The 18220-nt window shown below is 67.9% G+C and carries 10 protein-coding genes and 3 rRNA genes; 3 read left to right on the top strand and 10 right to left on the bottom strand.

What is annotated here, in order from left to right; translation table 11 throughout:
- Positions 1-30: 30 nt before the first annotated feature.
- The 9 genes from OHV05_RS23360 to OHV05_RS23320 form a co-directional block, all read right to left on the bottom strand.
- Positions 31-1644, bottom strand: a complete 1614-nt coding sequence (locus tag OHV05_RS23360) for a hypothetical protein (RefSeq protein WP_405019379.1) — start codon at positions 1642-1644, stop codon at positions 31-33.
- Positions 1645-1993: 349 nt separating this feature from the next.
- Positions 1994-2650, bottom strand: coding sequence for a YigZ family protein (locus tag OHV05_RS23355; RefSeq protein ID WP_405019378.1), 657 nt, complete (start codon positions 2648-2650; stop codon positions 1994-1996).
- 189 nt (positions 2651-2839) lie between these two features.
- Positions 2840-4129 (bottom strand): DUF6986 family protein, encoded by a 1290-nt coding sequence (locus OHV05_RS23350; protein WP_405019377.1) that lies wholly within the window; start codon positions 4127-4129, stop codon positions 2840-2842.
- An 88-nt stretch (positions 4130-4217) separates the two neighbouring features.
- Positions 4218-5762 (bottom strand): DUF2637 domain-containing protein, encoded by a 1545-nt coding sequence (locus tag OHV05_RS23345; RefSeq protein WP_405019376.1) that lies wholly within the window; start codon positions 5760-5762, stop codon positions 4218-4220.
- A gap of 158 nt (positions 5763-5920) precedes the next feature.
- On the bottom strand, positions 5921-6583 hold the full coding sequence (locus OHV05_RS23340) for a LuxR C-terminal-related transcriptional regulator (RefSeq protein ID WP_405019375.1): 663 nt from the start codon (positions 6581-6583) through the stop codon (positions 5921-5923).
- A complete protein-coding gene (locus tag OHV05_RS23335) occupies positions 6535-7953 on the bottom strand; it encodes a sensor histidine kinase (protein WP_405019374.1) in 1419 nt (472 codons plus the stop codon). The genes OHV05_RS23340 and OHV05_RS23335 overlap by 49 nt, the downstream gene beginning before the upstream one ends.
- A gap of 232 nt (positions 7954-8185) precedes the next feature.
- Positions 8186-8302, bottom strand: a 5S ribosomal RNA gene (gene rrf, locus OHV05_RS23330).
- Positions 8303-8390: 88 nt separating this feature from the next.
- A 23S ribosomal RNA gene (locus tag OHV05_RS23325) occupies positions 8391-11512 on the bottom strand.
- Positions 11513-11789: 277 nt separating this feature from the next.
- Positions 11790-13313, bottom strand: a 16S ribosomal RNA gene (locus tag OHV05_RS23320).
- The 16S, 23S and 5S rRNA genes sit together here, the layout of an rRNA operon.
- A gap of 765 nt (positions 13314-14078) precedes the next feature.
- Between OHV05_RS23320 and OHV05_RS23315 the strand changes: the two genes are divergently transcribed.
- From OHV05_RS23315 to OHV05_RS23305, 3 genes are all read left to right on the top strand, one after another.
- Positions 14079-14810, top strand: a complete 732-nt coding sequence (locus OHV05_RS23315) for a hypothetical protein (protein WP_405019373.1) — start codon at positions 14079-14081, stop codon at positions 14808-14810.
- Between the two features lie 123 nt (positions 14811-14933).
- Positions 14934-15668 carry a DUF4166 domain-containing protein gene (locus OHV05_RS23310; protein WP_405019372.1) on the top strand — a complete coding sequence of 245 codons (735 nt, stop codon included), beginning with the start codon at positions 14934-14936 and terminating at the stop codon, positions 15666-15668.
- 124 nt (positions 15669-15792) lie between these two features.
- Complete coding sequence (locus OHV05_RS23305) at positions 15793-16449, top strand: TetR/AcrR family transcriptional regulator (protein ID WP_405019371.1); 657 nt, start codon at positions 15793-15795, stop codon at positions 16447-16449.
- 54 nt (positions 16450-16503) lie between these two features.
- On the opposite strand, the gene OHV05_RS23300 is transcribed toward OHV05_RS23305, so the two are convergent.
- Entirely contained in the window at positions 16504-18027 is a 1524-nt protein-coding gene (locus OHV05_RS23300; RefSeq protein WP_405019370.1) for a CoA-acylating methylmalonate-semialdehyde dehydrogenase, read from the bottom strand.
- Positions 18028-18220 lie beyond the last annotated feature (193 nt).

Below are 18220 nucleotides of genomic sequence, written 5' to 3'. Positions count from 1 at the left end.
CGCCGGTGGCCAAGACCCGTGACCCCGCCGTCAGTTGGTCCTGGTGTTGGTGAGGTGCAGACCGATGTACCCGACGTAGATCCGGCCGCTCCCGGAGCAGTCGTCCAGGTAGTGCAGCCGGGGTGCCGTCCGCCCGCCGCCGATCCGCAGGTGCGCACCCATGAACGCGCGCCGGGAGGCGTCCACGCACTCCGGCACCGGGAGCATCCGCTCGCGCTTCCACTTGGTGTGGCTCTCCACCGTCCTGGACTCGCCGCGCACCGCCTTGCGTGGCGGGAACCGGTGGCAGCCGGGCGGGGTGTGCTCGCACCACTGCTTGAAGTCGCCGCCCGCCTCCCCGCGCACGGCGGCCGAGGCGTACTCCTGAAGCGCCGTCAGGCCCTCCCAGGTCAGCCGGGCCCAGCCGGTGCCGGCGTACTGGCCGTCCAGGGCCAACGCCTCCTTCTGGTCGCCGGTGAACTCCAGCAGCGGGAACTCGGCGAACCGGCCCACCAGTTCGCCGAAGCTGCCCGGGCTCCCGTCGCACGGACGGACGGTGCAGAGCCGGCCGGGCAGGCTCAGCCCGGCCGGATGTCGCAGACCGGACCGGTCGTCGTTGGCCGCGCTCAGGAAGCGCTCCCGACGCCGGGAACGGTGCAGCGAGTGCCGGACCCGCTGCAGCTCGTCGGCCCTGGCCTGCCGCTCGGCGGCGTCGACCTCCTGGTCCGTCCGGAGCTCGGCCGGCGGGCTGCCCGCACCGCGCGGCTCGACCGGCTCGACCGGCTCGACCGGTGCGCGGAAGACCGGCACGGCGGCCAGCAGGGCGGGCAACGGCAGGTCGGTGGCCAGCCTGCGCGGCTCCCTGGCCAGCAGCGCGGCGGCCCGCCGGACGTCCTCCTCGATCCGGTGCCGGGGCAGCACCGGGTGCCGCGCACCGTCGGCCCGGCAGGCCGGATCGACCTCGGGCAGGTAGGTGCGCACCGCGCCGCCGTAGACCTTGTGGTACTCCAGCGCGACGTTGAACAGGGGCAGCGCCTCGTGGTCCAGCAGGTGCAGCGCGGCCAGACCGGTCAACTGCCGGGTGAGCGGCAGCAGGGTCTGGGTCAGCCAGGCGTCGGGCGCGGTGGACGGCGGGAGGCTGGCCACCAGCACCGGCAACCGGCGCTCCGGATCGCAGAGTTCGTCGATCAGCGCCTCCACCTGGGCCGGACGGACCAGCCTGGGGGCCACCCCGATCTGCGCCGGGCCGTCGGTCGCGTCCAGCAGCGGCAGCAGCGCCCGGACCAGCTCCGGCACCGGGACCCGGCCGCCCGTCCTGAGCGCCGAACCGGCGGCCAGGTACTCGGCCTCCAGCCGGACCTCGGTGGGGCCGTCCGAAGTGGCGGAGGCGAACGTCAGCGTGAGTTGGTCGGTGCCGTGCGGTGCGGGGGTGCGCAGCCGGCGGCGGAACCAGCCCGCGCCGCTCGCGGGGGCGGCCGGGCCGCCGGGGAGATCACCGAAGTCGCGGTCCAGCAGGACCCGTTCGCCCAGGCGCAGGCGCTCGACCGGGAGGGTCAGGGTGTCCGGCGGGGGCTCGTCGTGGCCCTCCCGCTTGAGCCAGGCGGCCAGCAGTTGATCCGCCAGGGCGGCCACCTCGGCCCGGGGCCGTGGCGTACCGACCGTCATCCGGTAGGGCGTCGGCCGGCCGGCTCCGTCCGCCGACCCGGCTGGTCGGCCGGCGGCGGGCACGGGGTGCCCGGGTGGGGTTCGATCCGGTACGGCGCGCTGCGACATGCTGTGCTGCGGAGTCATGCGAGGTACCTCCCGTGGTGCGGCGGTTGGGGTCTGACGTCCTCCATCTACGGGGTGGTCGGTCGGCTCCGCGCCGCCCGTTATCGGTGCGGGTCCTTGCTCCAGGAAACGCGGATGCCCGGAGCGGAAGTTCCAACACCGGGCATGGTTAATTCGTTCGAGTGTCACTAGGTTTTCGCGTGGGCCTGCTGCGCGGCCGTCCGGACCGGGACCGGAGCGGCCGTCAGACCTCCCCCACCGGCACCTCGACGTAGTCCCGGCCGGTGGCCTCCGCGACGGCCGAACCGCCGGTGGCCTCGGCCAGCCAGGCGTGAAACGCCGTCACTTCCGGCTCTGGGACGCCGACTTCGATCAGTACCCCGGTGGCCTGGTAGGACAGCTCCCGCACCACGTACCCGGCGGCCCGCAGGTCGTTGTCCAGCCGCCCCGCCCTGGTGTGGTCGACCGCGACGGTGAGCAGCGCGACCGGGCGCCGCTCCAGCAGGCCGACCACGTCGACGGCCTCGGAGACCGCGCTGCCGTACGCCCGCACCAGGCCGCCCGCACCGAGCTTGATCCCGCCGAAGTACCGGGTCACCACCGCGACGGTGTCGGTCAGTCCGCGTCGCCGCAGCACCTCCAGCATCGGCACCCCGGCCGTGCCGCCCGGCTCGCCGTCGTCGCTGGAGCGCTCGCGCGGCTGTTCGCCGCCGACCACGAAGGCGGTGCAGTTGTGCCGGGCGTCCCAGTACTGCTTGCGGATGCCCGCGATGAACGCCTGCGCCTCCGCCTCGTCGGCGACCCGGGCCAGGTGGCAGAGGAAGCGGGACTTCTTGATCTCCAGCTCGTGCAGGCCGGAACCCCGAACGGTCAGGTAGGGCTTGGGGGTCGGCTCCGGCATGGGGCGGGGGTTCTCCAGACACGCGAAAAGCTGGCGGGGACGGGTGGGTCCCTGCCAGCTTAACGAGCGCTCCGGAGCCGTCCGGCCCGGTGCGGCGCGGTCCGGCGCGGCGCGGTCCGGCGCGGCGCGGTCCGGCGCGGCGCGGTCCGGCGCGGCGCGGTGCGGCGCGGCGCGGTGCGGTGCCGGTGGTCAGCGACCGGCCAGCGCGTCCAGCTGCTTGCGGTCCAGGCCGGTCAGCTCGGTGACCTCGGCGGGGTCGACGGCGCCGCAGTCCAGACCGCGCAGCAGGTAGCCGCTGAGCGCGCGGGCGGTGGCGGGCTCGTCCATCACGTCGCCGCCGGCCTTGGCCACGTACGCGGCCAGCCGGGCCGAGGCGGCGGCCAGGCCCTCGCGGTAGAAGGAGTAGACCGCGACGTAACGGGTCGGCAGGTGCGCCGGGTGCATGTCCCAGCCCTGGTAGTAGGCGCGGGCCAGCGAACGGCGGACCAGGTCGTGGTGCAGCTTCCAGGCCGCGTGCACCTGCGCGGTCGGACCGGTCGGGACGACGTTGGTCGAACCGTCCGACAGCCGCACCCCGGTACCGGCCGCCGCCACCTGCATGACCGCCTTCGCGTGGTCGGCGACCGGGTGGTCCATGCTCTGGTACGCGGCGCTGACGCCGCAGGAGGCGCTGTAGTCGAAGGTGCCGTAGTGCAGACCGGTGGCCCGGCCCTCGGCGGCCTCGATCATCCGGGCCACCGTGGCCCGGCCGTCCGCGCCGAGGATCGCCTGGGTGGTCTCGATCTGGATCTCGAAACCGATCCGCCCGGCCGGCAACCCGGCCCGCTGCTCGAAGTCCGCCAGCAGCCGGACCAGCGCGGTGACCTGCTCGGCGTACGTCACCTTGGGCAGCGTCAGTACCAGACCGGCCGGCAGCCCGCCCTCGGCCAGCAGGGTGGAGAGGAACAGCTCGAGAGTGCGGATGCCGCGGTCGCGGACCGCCGCCTCCATGCACTTGATCCGGATGCCGATGTACGGCGGGGCGGTGCCGTCCGCCACGGCGGCGGCGACCAGCTGCGCCGAACGGACCGCGGCCGCGTCCTCCTCCGCGTCGGGGCGGGGGCCGTAGCCGTCCTCGAAGTCGATCCGCAGGTCCTCGACCGGCTCGCGCTCCAGCTTGGCGCGGACCCGGGCGTGCACGTCGGCCAGCAGTTCGTCGTCGGCCACGCCGAGCGCCAGCGCCAGCTGGGCCGGGGTGGCCGCGTGCGCGTCGAAGGCGGCCAGTGCCTGGGCGCCCCAGCTGCGCACGGTGTCGGCCGCGAAGGCGTCGGCCGGTACGTAGACGGTGTGCACCGGCTGGCGGCTGCCGTCGTCACCCGGGTAACGCCGGGTCAGCTCGGCGTCGACCGGGGCGAGCAGCGCCTCCACGGCGGCCCGGGCGGCCTCGGAGAACGAGGCGCCGCCCTCGGACTTGCTACCGTCCAGCTTGGCCTGCGACATGCCGAATCCTCCACGCCTTCAACAGATTGTTGATGCGAAGGTAACGGCGTCGCACTCGGGCCGTCAATGGCCGATCCTCCGGCGAACCTCAGTCCCGGCCCGCCGCGATGTAACGTTCCTCCAGCTGGGACCAGAGCCGCTCGACGTCCTTCGGGCTCACCGAACCGTCCGGACGGCTGCCCCCCACCCCGTACTCCCGGCTCAGGAACTCCGCGAGCCGCTGCGGATCCGGCTGCGCCTCGAACCGGTCGATGTACGCGGTCAGCGCCTCGTAGCAGAGCTCGGGGTCGAGCGGCTCGGGCAGCGGCACCGGCGCCGGGCGGCGGTCCTGCTCCACCGGACCACCCGACTCGCGCTCCGCCATGTCGTCGAAGGTCAGCGGCTCGGCGACCGGCAGCTGCTCGGCCTGCGGGGCCAACTGCTCCAGCCGGACCGGTCGCGCCAACGGCCGGCCCGCCGAGGCGTGCCCGGGCTCCGGCTGCTGGGCCGACTGCTGCTCCGGCGCCCGGAACTGACGGGGCGCCGGCTGCTCGACCGGCTCGTCCAGCGGACGGGTCGGCCGGGGCGCCTTGAACCACGGCGACGGCTGGCCGGGGACGCGTGCCGTGTGCACCGGCTCGGTCGGCTGCGCGTGCGAGCGCACCGCGCGAGCCGTCCAGACGTTCAGATCGGACTGGGTCGGCGCCGGGGGCTGCTCCGGCGCCCCGTGCTCCTGCGCGTCCCGCAGCCGGACGGCCGCCAGCTTGGCCAGCGTCGGACCGGCCAACGCGGCCGTCGCCTGCACCGGCACCTGTTCCTGGACCGGGGCCTGCTCCGTCGGCTCGGTCGCCACCGCACGCGACTGGGCCGACAGCGGGGCTCGGCCCTCCACCGGCGTCGGCGACGGCGACGGCACTGCGGCGGGTTCGGCGGCGAGCGGTGCGGGCTCCAGCCGCGCCACCAGGGCGCCCTCCAGCGGTCCGTCGATCCGGTCCAGGATGGACGGGTCGAGCGGCACACCGTACTTGGCGAGCTTCAACGGCAGCAGGGCCTGGAACGGCGCGGACCGCCGCCAGCCGCGCCCGTACCGGAACCTCAGCTGCGCCCGGTAGACGAGCCGGTTCTGCTCCAGCCGGACGGTCTCGTCGTAGGACCGCAGCTCCCAGAGCTTCATCCGCCGCCAGAGCCGGAAGGTCGGCACCGGCGACAGCAGCCAGCGCATCAACCGGACCGACTCCATGTGCCGGTCGGCGGTGATCGCCGCGATCCGGCCGACCGCGTGCCGGGACGCCTCCACCACCACCACGAACAGCACCGGGATGACGGCGTGCATCGCCATGCCGAGCGCGTCGCCCCAGGACGCCGCCGCGTTGAACGCGATGGTGGCGGCCGTCAGCAACCAGGCGGTCTGCCGCAGCAGCGGGAACGGTATCCGCAGCCAGGTCAGCACCAGGTCGAGTGCGAGCAGCACCACGATCCCCGCGTCCACGCCGATCGGGAAGGCGTACGAGAAGGACCCGAAGCCCTTCTCCAGCGCCAGCTCACGCACCGCGTTGTAGGACCCGGCGAAGCCGATGCCCGAGATCAGGCAGGCGCCGGCGGCCACCACACCGAGCAGGATCCGGTGGGCGCGGGTGAGAGTGGGACGTGCCATCAGTTGATCAACCCCTGGGGCTGGGAGTCGGCGGCTGCCGTACGCGACCGTTGCTGCCGGATCGACCCTTGCCGAGGAGCGGAACCACCGCACCAACGACCGTCACGGCCCACCGGATACTACTCGCACGGGCGTTCAACCACCGAAAGCCCCCCGGGCTACGAAACGTCCGTCGGGGTGCCGTTGAGGTGTGCCAGCACCGCCTGCACCCGGCGATTGGCGTCCTCGGCCGGAGCAAGCTCCAACTTCGTGAAGATATTGGCAATGTGTTTGGCCACCGCACCGTCGCTGACGACCAGTCGGCTCGCGATCGCCGAATTCGAGCACCCCTCCGCCATCAGCTCCAGCACCGCCCGCTCCCGGGGGGACAGGCACTGCAACGGCTGCGAGAGCGACCGGCTGGCGAGCAGCTTGGCGATCACGTCCGGATCCATCGCCGTACCGCCGGCCGCCACCCGGCGGACCGCGTCGATGAACTGGTCCGCGTTGAACACCCGGTCCTTGAGCAGGTAGCCCACCCCGCCGGTGCCGTCCGCGAGCAACTCCCGGGCGTACAGCTGCTGCACGTGCTGCGAGAGGACCAGCACCGGCAGGCCCGGAATCTCCCGGCGGGCGGCCAACGCCGCCTGGAGCCCCTCGTCCGTCAGCGTCGGCGGCAGCCGGACGTCGACCACCGCGACGTCCGGCCGGTGCTCCAGCAACGCGGCCAGCAGCTCGGGCCCGGTCTCCACCGCTGCGGCGATGGTGAACCCGTGTGCCTCGAGAAGGCGGATCAGCCCTTCTCGAAGGAGGTAGAGGTCCTCGGCGAGGACAACGCGCACGGCAACTCCATGGTGATGGTGGTCGGACCGCCCTGCGGACCGCTGAGCGAGAGGACACCGTCGAAGGTACCCAACCTCCGCTCGATCCCGCGCAGTCCGCTCCCCCGCTCGGGCGCGACACCTCCCCTTCCGTCGTCCGTCACGGTGACCCGGAGCCGGTCGGCGCGGTACAGGATGTCCACCCAGACGTGCCGGGCCCCCGAGTGCTTCGCCGCATTGGCCATCAACTCACAGATGGAGAAGTAGACCGCCGCCTCCACCGGCGCCTCCAGGCGCGCGGGCAGGCTCACCGTCACCTCGGTCTCCTGCGCGCTGTCCATCGCCAGCGCCCGGACGGCGTCGCCCAGACCGCGCTCCGCCAGCACCGGCGGGTGGATGCCCCGCACCAGGTCACGCAGCTCCTGCAGCGCCTTCGCCGAGGACTGCCGGGCCTCGGCGAGCAGTTGACGTGCCGCCCCCGGGTCGCTGTCGAGCAGGTGCTCGATCGTGCCGAGGGTCATCCCGATCGCCACCAACCGGGCCTGCGCTCCGTCGTGCAGATCCCGCTCGATCCGCCGCAGCTCGGCCGCCTGGTCGCCGACCGCCTCCGCCCGGGTCACCGTCAGCTCGGCCACCCGACGGGTGAGTTGGATGTTCGACGCCCGGCCCTGGGGGTCGAGCACCCGACGCGCCAGATCGGCGTGCACGTTCAGTGCGTGGGGCAGGAGCACCAGCGCCGCCAGCACGATCGCCACGCTGAGCAGGAACGAGATCAGCAGCGAAGCCCCGCCCGCCCCCGGATCGATGCTCCCGTACGTCCGCTGGTCGGCCGGGGCGCTGAGCCCGAAGAGCACGCCGCCGATCAGCAGCCCGATCACCGGAAGGATCAGTGCCAGCACCGCCGCCGGATTCACCACCAGCCAGACCATCTCCGCCCGGGTGGTCCGATCCCGCAGCGACCAGTGCACCACCTGGGCGAGCTGCGCGACGCCCCGGCTCCGGTGGTACGAGTAGCCCGTCCACCAGTACCCGCGCGAATCCATCTCCAGCGCCGGTCGGTTGCTGTACGACACGGTCATCCGCACCCGGCCCCAGCGCTCGACCTGGGAACGCGTCCACCCCGCGTTGAGCCGCACCGCCGGCGCCGCCAATCCGAGCCCCGCCAGCCCGGCCAGCCCGACGGAGATCAGCGCCGCCACGTCGCTGGACCCCAGGAAGGCCATCGCGGCCCCACCGATCAGCAGAGCCGCCAGGAACGGCATCAGCACACCCGGAACAGCACTCACCATCACCGCGCCGGCCCAGCCGAGGGACCGGAACCCGGATCGGAACAGCGCCCTGACCGGCTCCGTCCGTGGGGCGAGGTTCTTCGGGGGGCTGGCGGTTGTCACCGTGGACTCCTGTAGGGCTGAGGCTGCTGGTCGGTTCGACTGACGCTCCTCAGTGTTGCCCGAGGCACCCTGCTCCGGCACTGGCCATCCCTCCCTACTTCGAGGTGGTCCTACCACCACCCCTGGCGGGTGTTCTCTCGCCGGTCGGGTCCGGTCAGCCTGCTGGTCGGTGCTGTTCCGGAAATGCAGAAAGCCCCACCGGTTACCCGGCGGGGCTTTCTGACCAAAGATTGTTCGGCGGCGTCCTACTCTCCCACAGGGTCCCCCCTGCAGTACCATCGGCGCTATGAGGCTTAGCTTCCGGGTTCGGAATGTAACCGGGCGTTTCCCTCACGCTATGACCACCGAAACACTATGAAACTGCATGACCGCACCACACCCGTGACCAAACGGTGTGGGGTCGTTGTTTCAGAACAACACAGTGGACGCGAGCAACTGAGGACAAGCCCTCGGCCTATTAGTACCGGTCAGCTCCACCCCTTACAGGGCTTCCACATCCGGCCTATCAACCCAGTCGTCTACTGGGAGCCTTACCCTCTCAAGGAGGTGGGAATATTCATCTCGAAGCAGGCTTCCCGCTTAGATGCTTTCAGCGGTTATCCCTCCCGAACGTAGCCAACCAGCCATGCCCTTGGCAGAACAACTGGCACACCAGAGGTTCGTCCGTCCCGGTCCTCTCGTACTAGGGACAGCCCTTCTCAATATTCCTACGCGCACAGCGGATAGGGACCGAACTGTCTCACGACGTTCTAAACCCAGCTCGCGTACCGCTTTAATGGGCGAACAGCCCAACCCTTGGGACCTACTCCAGCCCCAGGATGCGACGAGCCGACATCGAGGTGCCAAACCATCCCGTCGATATGGACTCTTGGGGAAGATCAGCCTGTTATCCCCGGGGTACCTTTTATCCGTTGAGCGACGGCGCTTCCACAAGCCACCGCCGGATCACTAGTCCCGACTTTCGTCCCTGCTCGACCCGTCGGTCTCACAGTCAAGCTCCCTTGTGCACTTACACTCAACACCTGATTGCCAACCAGGCTGAGGGAACCTTTGGGCGCCTCCGTTACTCTTTAGGAGGCAACCGCCCCAGTTAAACTACCCACCAGACACTGTCCCTGATCCGGATCACGGACCCAGGTTAGACATCCAGCACGACCAGAGTGGTATTTCAACGACGACTCCACAACAACTGGCGTTGCCGCTTCAAAGTCTCCCACCTATCCTACACAAGCCGAACCGAACACCAATATCAAGCTATAGTAAAGGTCCCGGGGTCTTTCCGTCCTGCTGCGCGAAACGAGCATCTTTACTCGTAATGCAATTTCACCGGGCCTATGGTTGAGACAGTCGAGAAGTCGTTACGCCATTCGTGCAGGTCGGAACTTACCCGACAAGGAATTTCGCTACCTTAGGATGGTTATAGTTACCACCGCCGTTTACTGGCGCTTAAGTTCTCAGCTTCGCCAACCCGAAGATTGACTAACCGGTCCCCTTAACGTTCCAGCACCGGGCAGGCGTCAGTCCGTATACATCGCCTTACGGCTTCGCACGGACCTGTGTTTTTAGTAAACAGTCGCTTCTCGCTGGTCTCTGCGGCCGGCCCCAGCTCAGAGTGCAAGACTCCATCACCAGTTCCGGCCCCCTTCTCCCGAAGTTACGGGGGCATTTTGCCGAGTTCCTTAACCATAGTTCACCCGAACGCCTCGGTATTCTCTACCTGACCACCTGAGTCGGTTTGGGGTACGGGCCGCCATGAAACTCGCTAGAGGCTTTTCTCGACAGCATAGGATCATCCACTTCACCACAATCGGCTCGGCATCAGGTCTCAGCCTCAATGAGTGACGGATTTGCCTATCACTCGGCCTACACCCTTACCCCGGGACAACCACCGCCCGGGCTGGACTACCTTCCTGCGTCACCCCATCGCTCACCTACTACCCTGTTGGGTCAGCGGCTCCACCACGTCCCTTTGTCCGAAGACTCCAGGCCGGCTTCGCGGCTTTAGCATTCAGAGGTTCGACGTTGGCGCTTCAAAGCGGGTACGGGAATATCAACCCGTTGTCCATCGACTACGCCTGTCGGCCTCGCCTTAGGTCCCGACTTACCCTGGGCAGATCAGCTTGACCCAGGAACCCTTGGTCAATCGGCGCAAGAGTTTCCCACTCTTGTATCGCTACTCATGCCTGCATTCTCACTCGTGAACCGTCCACAACTGGATTCCTCCGCTGCTTCACCCGGCACACGACGCTCCCCTACCCATCACAGCGGGCGTTGGCCCTATAGCTGCAATGACACGACTTCGGTGGTGTACTTGAGCCCCGCTACATTGTCGGCGCGGAATCACTTGACCAGTGAGCTATTACGCACTCTTTCAAGGGTGGCTGCTTCTAAGCCAACCTCCTGGTTGTCTCTGCGACTCCACATCCTTTCCCACTTAGCACACGCTTAGGGACCTTAGTCGGTGTTCTGGGCTGTTTCCCTCTCGACCATGGAGCTTATCCCCCACAGTCTCACTGCCACGCTCTCACTTACCGGCATTCGGAGTTTGGCTAAGGTCAGTAACCCGGTGAGGCCCATCGCCTATCCAGTGCTCTACCTCCGGCAAGAAACACGTGACGCTGCACCTAAATGCATTTCGGGGAGAACCAGCTATCACGGAGTTTGATTGGCCTTTCACCCCTAACCACAGGTCATCCCCCAGGTTTTCAACCCTGGTGGGTTCGGTCCTCCACGAAGTCTTACCTCCGCTTCAACCTGCCCATGGCTAGATCACTCCGCTTCGGGTCTTGGGCATGCAACTCAATCGCCCTATTCGGACTCGCTTTCGCTACGGCTACCCCACACGGGTTAACCTCGCTACACACCGCAAACTCGCAGGCTCATTCTTCAAAAGGCACGCAGTCACGAGACAATGGGCAAGCCCACTGTCCGACGCTCCCACGGCTTGTAGGCACACGGTTTCAGGTACTATTTCACTCCGCTCCCGCGGTACTTTTCACCATTCCCTCACGGTACTATCCGCTATCGGTCACTAGGGAATATTTAGGCTTAGCGGGTGGTCCCGCCAGATTCACACGGAATTTCTCGGGCTCCGTGCTACTTGGGAGAAGCTCAAGTGAGCCGCACAGATTTCGTCTACGGGGGTCTTACCCTCTACGCCGGACCTTTCGCATGTCCTTCGACTATCCATACGGTTTCTGACTCACCGACCGGCCGGCAGACCGATCAAGAACTTTCCCACGACCCCGCTCTGGCAACCCCTGCCGGGTCTCACACCAAAACGGTTTAGCCTCATCCGGTTTCGCTCGCCACTACTCCCGGAATCACGGTTGTTTTCTCTTCCTGAGGGTACTGAGATGTTTCACTTCCCCTCGTTCCCTCCACACACCCTATGTGTTCAGGTGCGGGTGACAGCCCATGACGACTGCCGGGTTTCCCCATTCGGAAACCCCCGGATCAAAGCCTGGTTGACGGCTCCCCGGGGACTATCGTGGCCTCCCACGTCCTTCATCGGTTCCTAGTGCCAAGGCATCCACCGTGCGCCCTTAAAAACTTGGCCACAGATGCTCGCGTCCACTGTGCAGTTCTCAAACAACGACCAGACACCCACCCTCACAGTGCTCACGCACCACTCGAGTAGGACCGGCACTGAAGCAACGACCATGACGGCCGTTCCCTCAGGACCCAACAACGTGCCCGACACACCCGACATCCACCGCGTTCCACGCCCCGAAGGACAGTACTGACGACTTCAACCGTGTGTGCCGAATAGTCAACGTTCCACCCATGAGCAACCGTGTGAGACATTCGCTCACATCCGGCCATGTGCTCCTTAGAAAGGAGGTGATCCAGCCGCACCTTCCGGTACGGCTACCTTGTTACGACTTCGTCCCAATCGCTGGTCCCACCTTCGACGGCTCCTCCCCTTACGGGTTAGGCCACCGGCTTCGGGTGTTACCGACTTTCGTGACGTGACGGGCGGTGTGTACAAGGCCCGGGAACGTATTCACCGCAGCATGCTGATCTGCGATTACTAGCAACTCCAACTTCATGGGGTCGAGTTGCAGACCCCAATCCGAACTGAGGCCGGCTTTTTGGGATTCGCTCCGCCTCGCGGCATCGCAGCCCTTTGTACCGACCATTGTAGCACGTGTGCAGCCCAAGACATAAGGGGCATGATGATTTGACGTCGTCCCCACCTTCCTCCGAGTTGACCCCGGCAGTCTCCTGTGAGTCCCCATCACCCCGAAAGGCATGCTGGCAACACAGAACAAGGGTTGCGCTCGTTGCGGGACTTAACCCAACATCTCACGACACGAGCTGACGACAACCATGCACCACCTGTATACCGACCACAAGGGGGCGACTATCTCTAGCCGTTTCCGGTATATGTCAAGCCTTGGTAAGGTTCTTCGCGTTGCGTCGAATTAAGCCACATGCTCCGCTGCTTGTGCGGGCCCCCGTCAATTCCTTTGAGTTTTAGCCTTGCGGCCGTACTCCCCAGGCGGGGAACTTAATGCGTTAGCTGCGGCACCGACGACGTGGAATGTCGCCAACACCTAGTTCCCAACGTTTACGGCGTGGACTACCAGGGTATCTAATCCTGTTCGCTCCCCACGCTTTCGCTCCTCAGCGTCAGTAATGGCCCAGAGATCCGCCTTCGCCACCGGTGTTCCTCCTGATATCTGCGCATTTCACCGCTACACCAGGAATTCCGATCTCCCCTACCACACTCAAGCCTGCCCGTATCGAATGCAGACCCGGGGTTAAGCCCCGGGCTTTCACAACCGACGCGACAAGCCGCCTACGAGCTCTTTACGCCCAATAATTCCGGACAACGCTCGCACCCTACGTATTACCGCGGCTGCTGGCACGTAGTTAGCCGGTGCTTCTTCTGCAGGTACCGTCACTTGCGCTTCTTCCCTGCTGAAAGAGGTTTACAACCCGAAGGCCGTCATCCCTCACGCGGCGTCGCTGCATCAGGCTTTCGCCCATTGTGCAATATTCCCCACTGCTGCCTCCCGTAGGAGTCTGGGCCGTGTCTCAGTCCCAGTGTGGCCGGTCGCCCTCTCAGGCCGGCTACCCGTCGTCGCCTTGGTAGGCCATTACCCCACCAACAAGCTGATAGGCCGCGGGATCATCCTGCACCGCCGGAGCTTTCCACCAACCCCCATGCAGAGGAAGGTCATATCCGGTATTAGACCTCGTTTCCAAGGCTTGTCCCAGAGTGCAGGGCAGATTTCCCACGTGTTACTCACCCGTTCGCCACTAATCCACTCCGAAGAGCTTCATCGTTCGACTTGCATGTGTTAAGCACGCCGCCAGCGTTCGTCCTGAGCCAGGATCAAACTCTCCGTGAATGTCTGCAGGTAATCCTGCAACCACTCGCGTTGAGCGGCACGGCAACCACCGGAATAGGCGGTCCCGCGCACTGCGTCCTCGCTAGTGTTTTACTTCATAAAGGAATCTCCAACCCCACCAAAGGTGAGGCCGGGGATGTCAACATATCTGGCGTTGACTTTTAGCACGCTGTTGAGTTCTCAAGGAACGGACACTTCCTTCGAGCCGCTTATCAGGCGGACCCTCCGGGCGCTTCGTTCGTGTTTCGAGCTTATCATGTCCGCCGTTCGGCGTTTCCGACCCGCTCTTTCCTTCGGCCTTTCGGCGCTTCCGACTCTATCAGGTTTCCCTGACCGGCCGTTCCGCGCTTCCGGATCCTCAAGAAGCTTGTGCCGTAACCGACCTGACGGCCTGTCCGACGTTTCAAACCTTAGCCGATCCCCGCTCCACAAAGCGAATCCAGCCGCAATCCATATAAACGCACACAGCAAATAGAACCGACCCGCGAGAAAGCGCGAATCAGCACGATCAGAAGATGTGTTCAGAGGATTGGCCACCCCGGGACCGTCCGCGCCGATGCGTGTCCGGTGCTCCCTGCCGAGCGACTAGGGAACACTACCCCTCCCTTCGCCCGCACGCAAACTCCAGGTCGAGGCACCATGCGGACCAGCCTCTTGAGCAATCGCTCAAACCTCTGCCATCATGGCGGCGCCACAGTTGAGCGATCGCTCAAAGCCTCCCGTCCATGGCGGGCGGAGCCCTGGCGGGAGAGGGGAGGTCGGGCCGTGCCCGGACCCGGTAGGACGCCACCGCTGTACATCGAGACCACCATCGACGCGCCGTTCGACCGCGTCTGGGAACTGACCCAGCTCCCCCATCTCCACGAACGGTGGGACGCGCGGTTCACCCGGATCGCGTATGTCGAGGACGGTGGCAGTGGGCCGGTCCGCTTCCACTACCGGCTGGGCCTCGGCCGGGTCGGTGGGCCGGGCCCGGCGCTGACCGGGAACGGCATCACCACGGCGGAGCGCCACCGGGCGGACGGCAGCAGGATCAGCGCCCTGCGGTTCGCCTCCGACTCGCGGTGGTCCCCGCTCCAGGAGGGCACCGGTTACTGGCGCTACGCCCCGGAGGCCGGGCAGATCCGGTTCCTCACCGGGTACGACTACCGGACCTGGCCGGGGCCGGCGGCCCGGCGGCTCGACCGGTACCTGATCCGACCGTGCGTGGGATGGCTGACGGCCTGGTCCTTCGACCGGCTCCGGCTCTGGGCCGAACTCGGGGTCACCCCCGAGCGCTCCCGGCGCAACGCCGGCCTGGAGCTGCTGGCCCGTACGGCCGTGGTTCTCGCTGTCGCCGCCTTGGCGGGAGCGCTCGCCGCGCTGCCGGCGGCGCTCCTGGTCGTGCTGGTTCCTCCGCTGCCGACCACGCCCGCGGCCCGACGGTGTGTCAGGCGGCCGCCCGACCCCCGGTCCGGCCGGGCCCCTGCGGCGCTCGCCCTCCTCGCCCGTCCCTGATCCCCGATCACCGCTTCACCGCACCGCATCACCCCATCACCGCATCACCACGCGCGCGATCCCGCACCCGCGCGGCAGCCCTGCAAAGCAAGAAATCCCCCAGGGAAAGAAAAGAAGGACCCCATGCTGCAGACCAGCCCCCGCCCCCTCGCCAGCTGCTCCACCACCCCCGCCGCCCCGGCCTCGATCTTCCGGAACGCCCTCGGCTCCGAGTTCGACCGCCTGCACCCCCAGCTGCAACGCCGCTTCGGCTTCTCCAGTCAGGACCGGATCGCCTGTATCGGCACCGGCCGGATGGACCGGGTCTGGCACGGGTCCCCACTGGTCACACCGCTCCTCCGGCTGGGGAGCAGCTGCAACATCCTGTTCCCGGAGCGGGGCCGCGACGTGGCGTTCAGCATCGCCAACTACGCCTACCTGGACGGGTTCGGCCGGGAGACCGTCACCTTCGTCCGGACCTTCCAGTTCACCCGGCCGCGCCGGTTCGACGCGACGATGATCGCCTCGGACCGGCCGGGCACAGTGATCGACTACCTGGGCACCCGTCAGCAGCTGGCGGTGGATCTGGACTTCAGGGTCAGCCCGGTCGGTGGTCTGGTGATCACCTCCGGGGACCAGCGGGTGTCCGCCCTGCCGGGCTCGCCGCGCTGCCCGGCCGCGCTCACCGGCCGGGCCACGGTGCACGAGTGGTTCGACGACGAGGCCGACCGCTTCCGGATCTCGGTCCGGGTGACCAATCCGGTGGTCGGCCCGGTGATCGGGTACGAGGGGTCGTTCACCGCCGAGTACGTGTCGACCGCCGGCGAGGGCGGGGTGCCGCGCCACGTCCGCCCGGTCCGCGAGAGCGCCCGTACCTGACCGTGCCGCTGCCGCCCATGAGGACGAAGACACCAGGGACGGCCTCGACCGTGCCACCGCACCGGCAGAGCACCGGCCTGGCCACCGGCACAGCAGCCGGGAACCGCGCACTACGCTGCTCCGCATGAGCGACACACGCGAGCGGCTGATGGAAGCGGCCGTCGCCGCGCTCAGGCGGCACGGCATCTCGGGCGTATCGGCCCGCAGCATCGCGGCGGAGACGAGTGCCAACCAGGCCCTGGTCTTCTACCACTTCAAGACGGTCGAGGGTCTGCTCGCCGCCGCCGCTCTCCGCGAGACCGGGCTCCGGCTGGACCGCTACCGCCCCCGGCTGGCGCAGGCCGAGTCGCTGCGTGACCTGCTCCGGGTCGGCCGGGAGCTGCACGAGGAGGAGCGCGGGCTCGGGAACGTGGCGCTGCTCGGCCAGTTCCTGGCGGGTGCGTCCAGCTATCCGGCGCTGGGCGCCGCGACGGCCGACGCGCTCCGGCTCTGGAGCGCGGAGATCGAGCGGGTACTGGACCGGATCTTCGCCGGGCATCCGCTCGCCGACCTGCTGGACGTCCCCGGGCTGGCCCGGGCGGTCTCGGCCTCGTTCGTCGGACTTGAGCTGTACGAAGGGGTCGACCCCGACGGTGCGTCGGCCGCCTTCGACGCGCTGGACCGGATGGGCGCGCTGGTCGAGGTGGTGGACGGCCTCGGCCCGGTCGCCGCGAAGGCCCTCCGGGTCAAGCTCAGGCGGAGCACCCGGTCGACCGGCACCGCCAAGGACCTGAACGACTGACGGCGGCCCGCCCCGAAGGGCGGACCGCCGTCAGTCGGTCGGGACCGACCGGTCTCAGGAGTTGGTCGGGAACCCGAGGTTGATCCCACCGTGCGACGGGTCCAGCCAGCGCGAGGTGACCGCCTTGCCGCGGGTGAAGAACTGGACGCCGTCCGGGCCGTAGGCGTGCGTGTCGCCGAACAGCGAGGCCTTCCAGCCACCGAACGAGTAGTAGGCGACCGGCACCGGGATCGGCACGTTGATGCCGACCATGCCGACCTCGACCTCGTGCTGGAAGCGCCGGGCCGCGCCGCCGTCGTTGGTGAAGATGGCGGTGCCGTTGCCGTACGGGTTGTTGTTGATCAGCTCCAGGCCCTCCTGGTAGGAAGCGACCCGGACGACCGAGAGCACGGGGCCGAAGATCTCGTCGTTGTAGACCGACATGCCGGGCTTGACGTGGTCGAACAGGGTCGGGCCGAGCCAGAAGCCGTCGGCCGTGGGGGTACCGGCGGCGTCCTCGCCCGCGATCGCGTGCTTCCGGCCGTCGACGGCCAGCTCGGCGCCGTCGGCGAGGCCGGACTCGACGTACGAGGTGACCTTGTCCCGGTGCTGGCCGGTGACCAGCGGGCCCATCTCGCTCTCGCCGTTGCAGCCGGGGCCGACCTTGAGGGTGGCCATCCGCTGCTTGATCTTGTCGACCAGCTCGTCGCCGATCGGGTCGACGGCGACCAGGACGGAGACCGCCATGCAGCGCTCGCCGGCCGCGCCGAACCCGGCGTTGATGGCGGCGTCGGCACTCAGGTCGAGGTCGGCGTCGGGCAGCACCAGCATGTGGTTCTTGGCGCCGCCGAGGGCCTGCACGCGCTTGCCGTAGCGGGTACCGGTCTCGTAGACGTAGCGGGCGATCGGGGTGGAGCCGACGAAGCTGACGGCCTTGACGTCCGGGTGCTCCAGCAGGCGGTCGACCGCGACCTTGTCACCGTGCACGACGTTGAAGACGCCGTCCGGCAGGCTGGCCTCCTTCCACAGCTCGGCCAGGAAGTTGGCGGCCGAGGGGTCCTTCTCGGAGGGCTTGAGGATGACGGTGTTGCCGGCCGCGATGGCGATCGGGAAGAACCAGAGCGGCACCATGGCCGGGAAGTTGAACGGCGAGATGATCGCGACCGGGCCGAGCGCCTGACGGATCGAGTAGACGTCGATGCCGGTCGAGGCCTGCTCGGTGAAGCCGCCCTTCACCAGCTGCGGGATGCCGCAGGCGTACTCGATGACCTCCTGGCCACGGGCCAGCTCGCCCAGCGCGTCCGAGTGCACCTTGCCGTGCTCGGAGACGATGATCGAGGCCAGCTCGTCCTTGCGGGCGTTGAACAGCTCGCGGAAGGCGAAGAGCACCTGGGTCCGCTTGGCGATCGAGGCGTGCCGCCACTCGCCGAAGGCCGCGGCGGCCGCGGCGACGGCCTGGTCGACCTCGGCGATCGAGGCGAAGTCCACCTGCCCGGTGACCTGGCCGGTGGCGGGGTCGAAGATGTCGCCGCGCCGCGGGGCGGAGCCGGCGGTGGCGACGGCGGCGCCGTCGATCCAGTGGGTGATGTGCTTGCTCAAGGTCGTCTGCCTCCGAAGTCCGTTCGGCGCCTCGGCCGACGGTCCCTGTACGGCGCCGCCGGCATCGGCCGGGCGGCGGGATCACGGGCTACCGCGCTCGTTCTCCAGTCTGCTCACCCCGGCGCCCCGGCTCAACGAACAGGCTGACGGGGAATGGAGATTCAGCCTTACAGGTCGTCGCCGCACCGCCCCA

Origin of the sequence: Kitasatospora sp. NBC_00070 (assembly GCF_045041205.1) — a bacterium.
Classification (GTDB): Bacteria; Actinomycetota; Actinomycetes; order Streptomycetales; family Streptomycetaceae; genus Kitasatospora.
The sequence above is the reverse complement of the archived record's forward strand: the minus strand, read 5'-3'. Positions and strand labels throughout refer to the sequence as shown.

Bases quoted from the DNA above. Each gene is read 5' to 3' on its own strand.
- OHV05_RS23350 (WP_405019377.1), bottom strand. From the start codon at position 4,129: ATGTCGCAGGCCAAGCTGGACGGTAGCAAGTCCGAGGGCGGCGCCTCG.
- OHV05_RS23310 (WP_405019372.1), top strand. From the start codon at position 14,934: ATGCTGCAGACCAGCCCCCGCCCCCTCGCCAGCTGCTCCACCACCCCC.
- OHV05_RS23355 (WP_405019378.1), bottom strand. From the start codon at position 2,650: ATGCCGGAGCCGACCCCCAAGCCCTACCTGACCGTTCGGGGTTCCGGC.
- OHV05_RS23360 (WP_405019379.1), bottom strand. From the start codon at position 1,644: ATGACGGTCGGTACGCCACGGCCCCGGGCCGAGGTGGCCGCCCTGGCG.
- OHV05_RS23305 (WP_405019371.1), top strand. From the start codon at position 15,793: ATGAGCGACACACGCGAGCGGCTGATGGAAGCGGCCGTCGCCGCGCTC.
- OHV05_RS23345 (WP_405019376.1), bottom strand. From the start codon at position 5,762: ATGGCACGTCCCACTCTCACCCGCGCCCACCGGATCCTGCTCGGTGTG.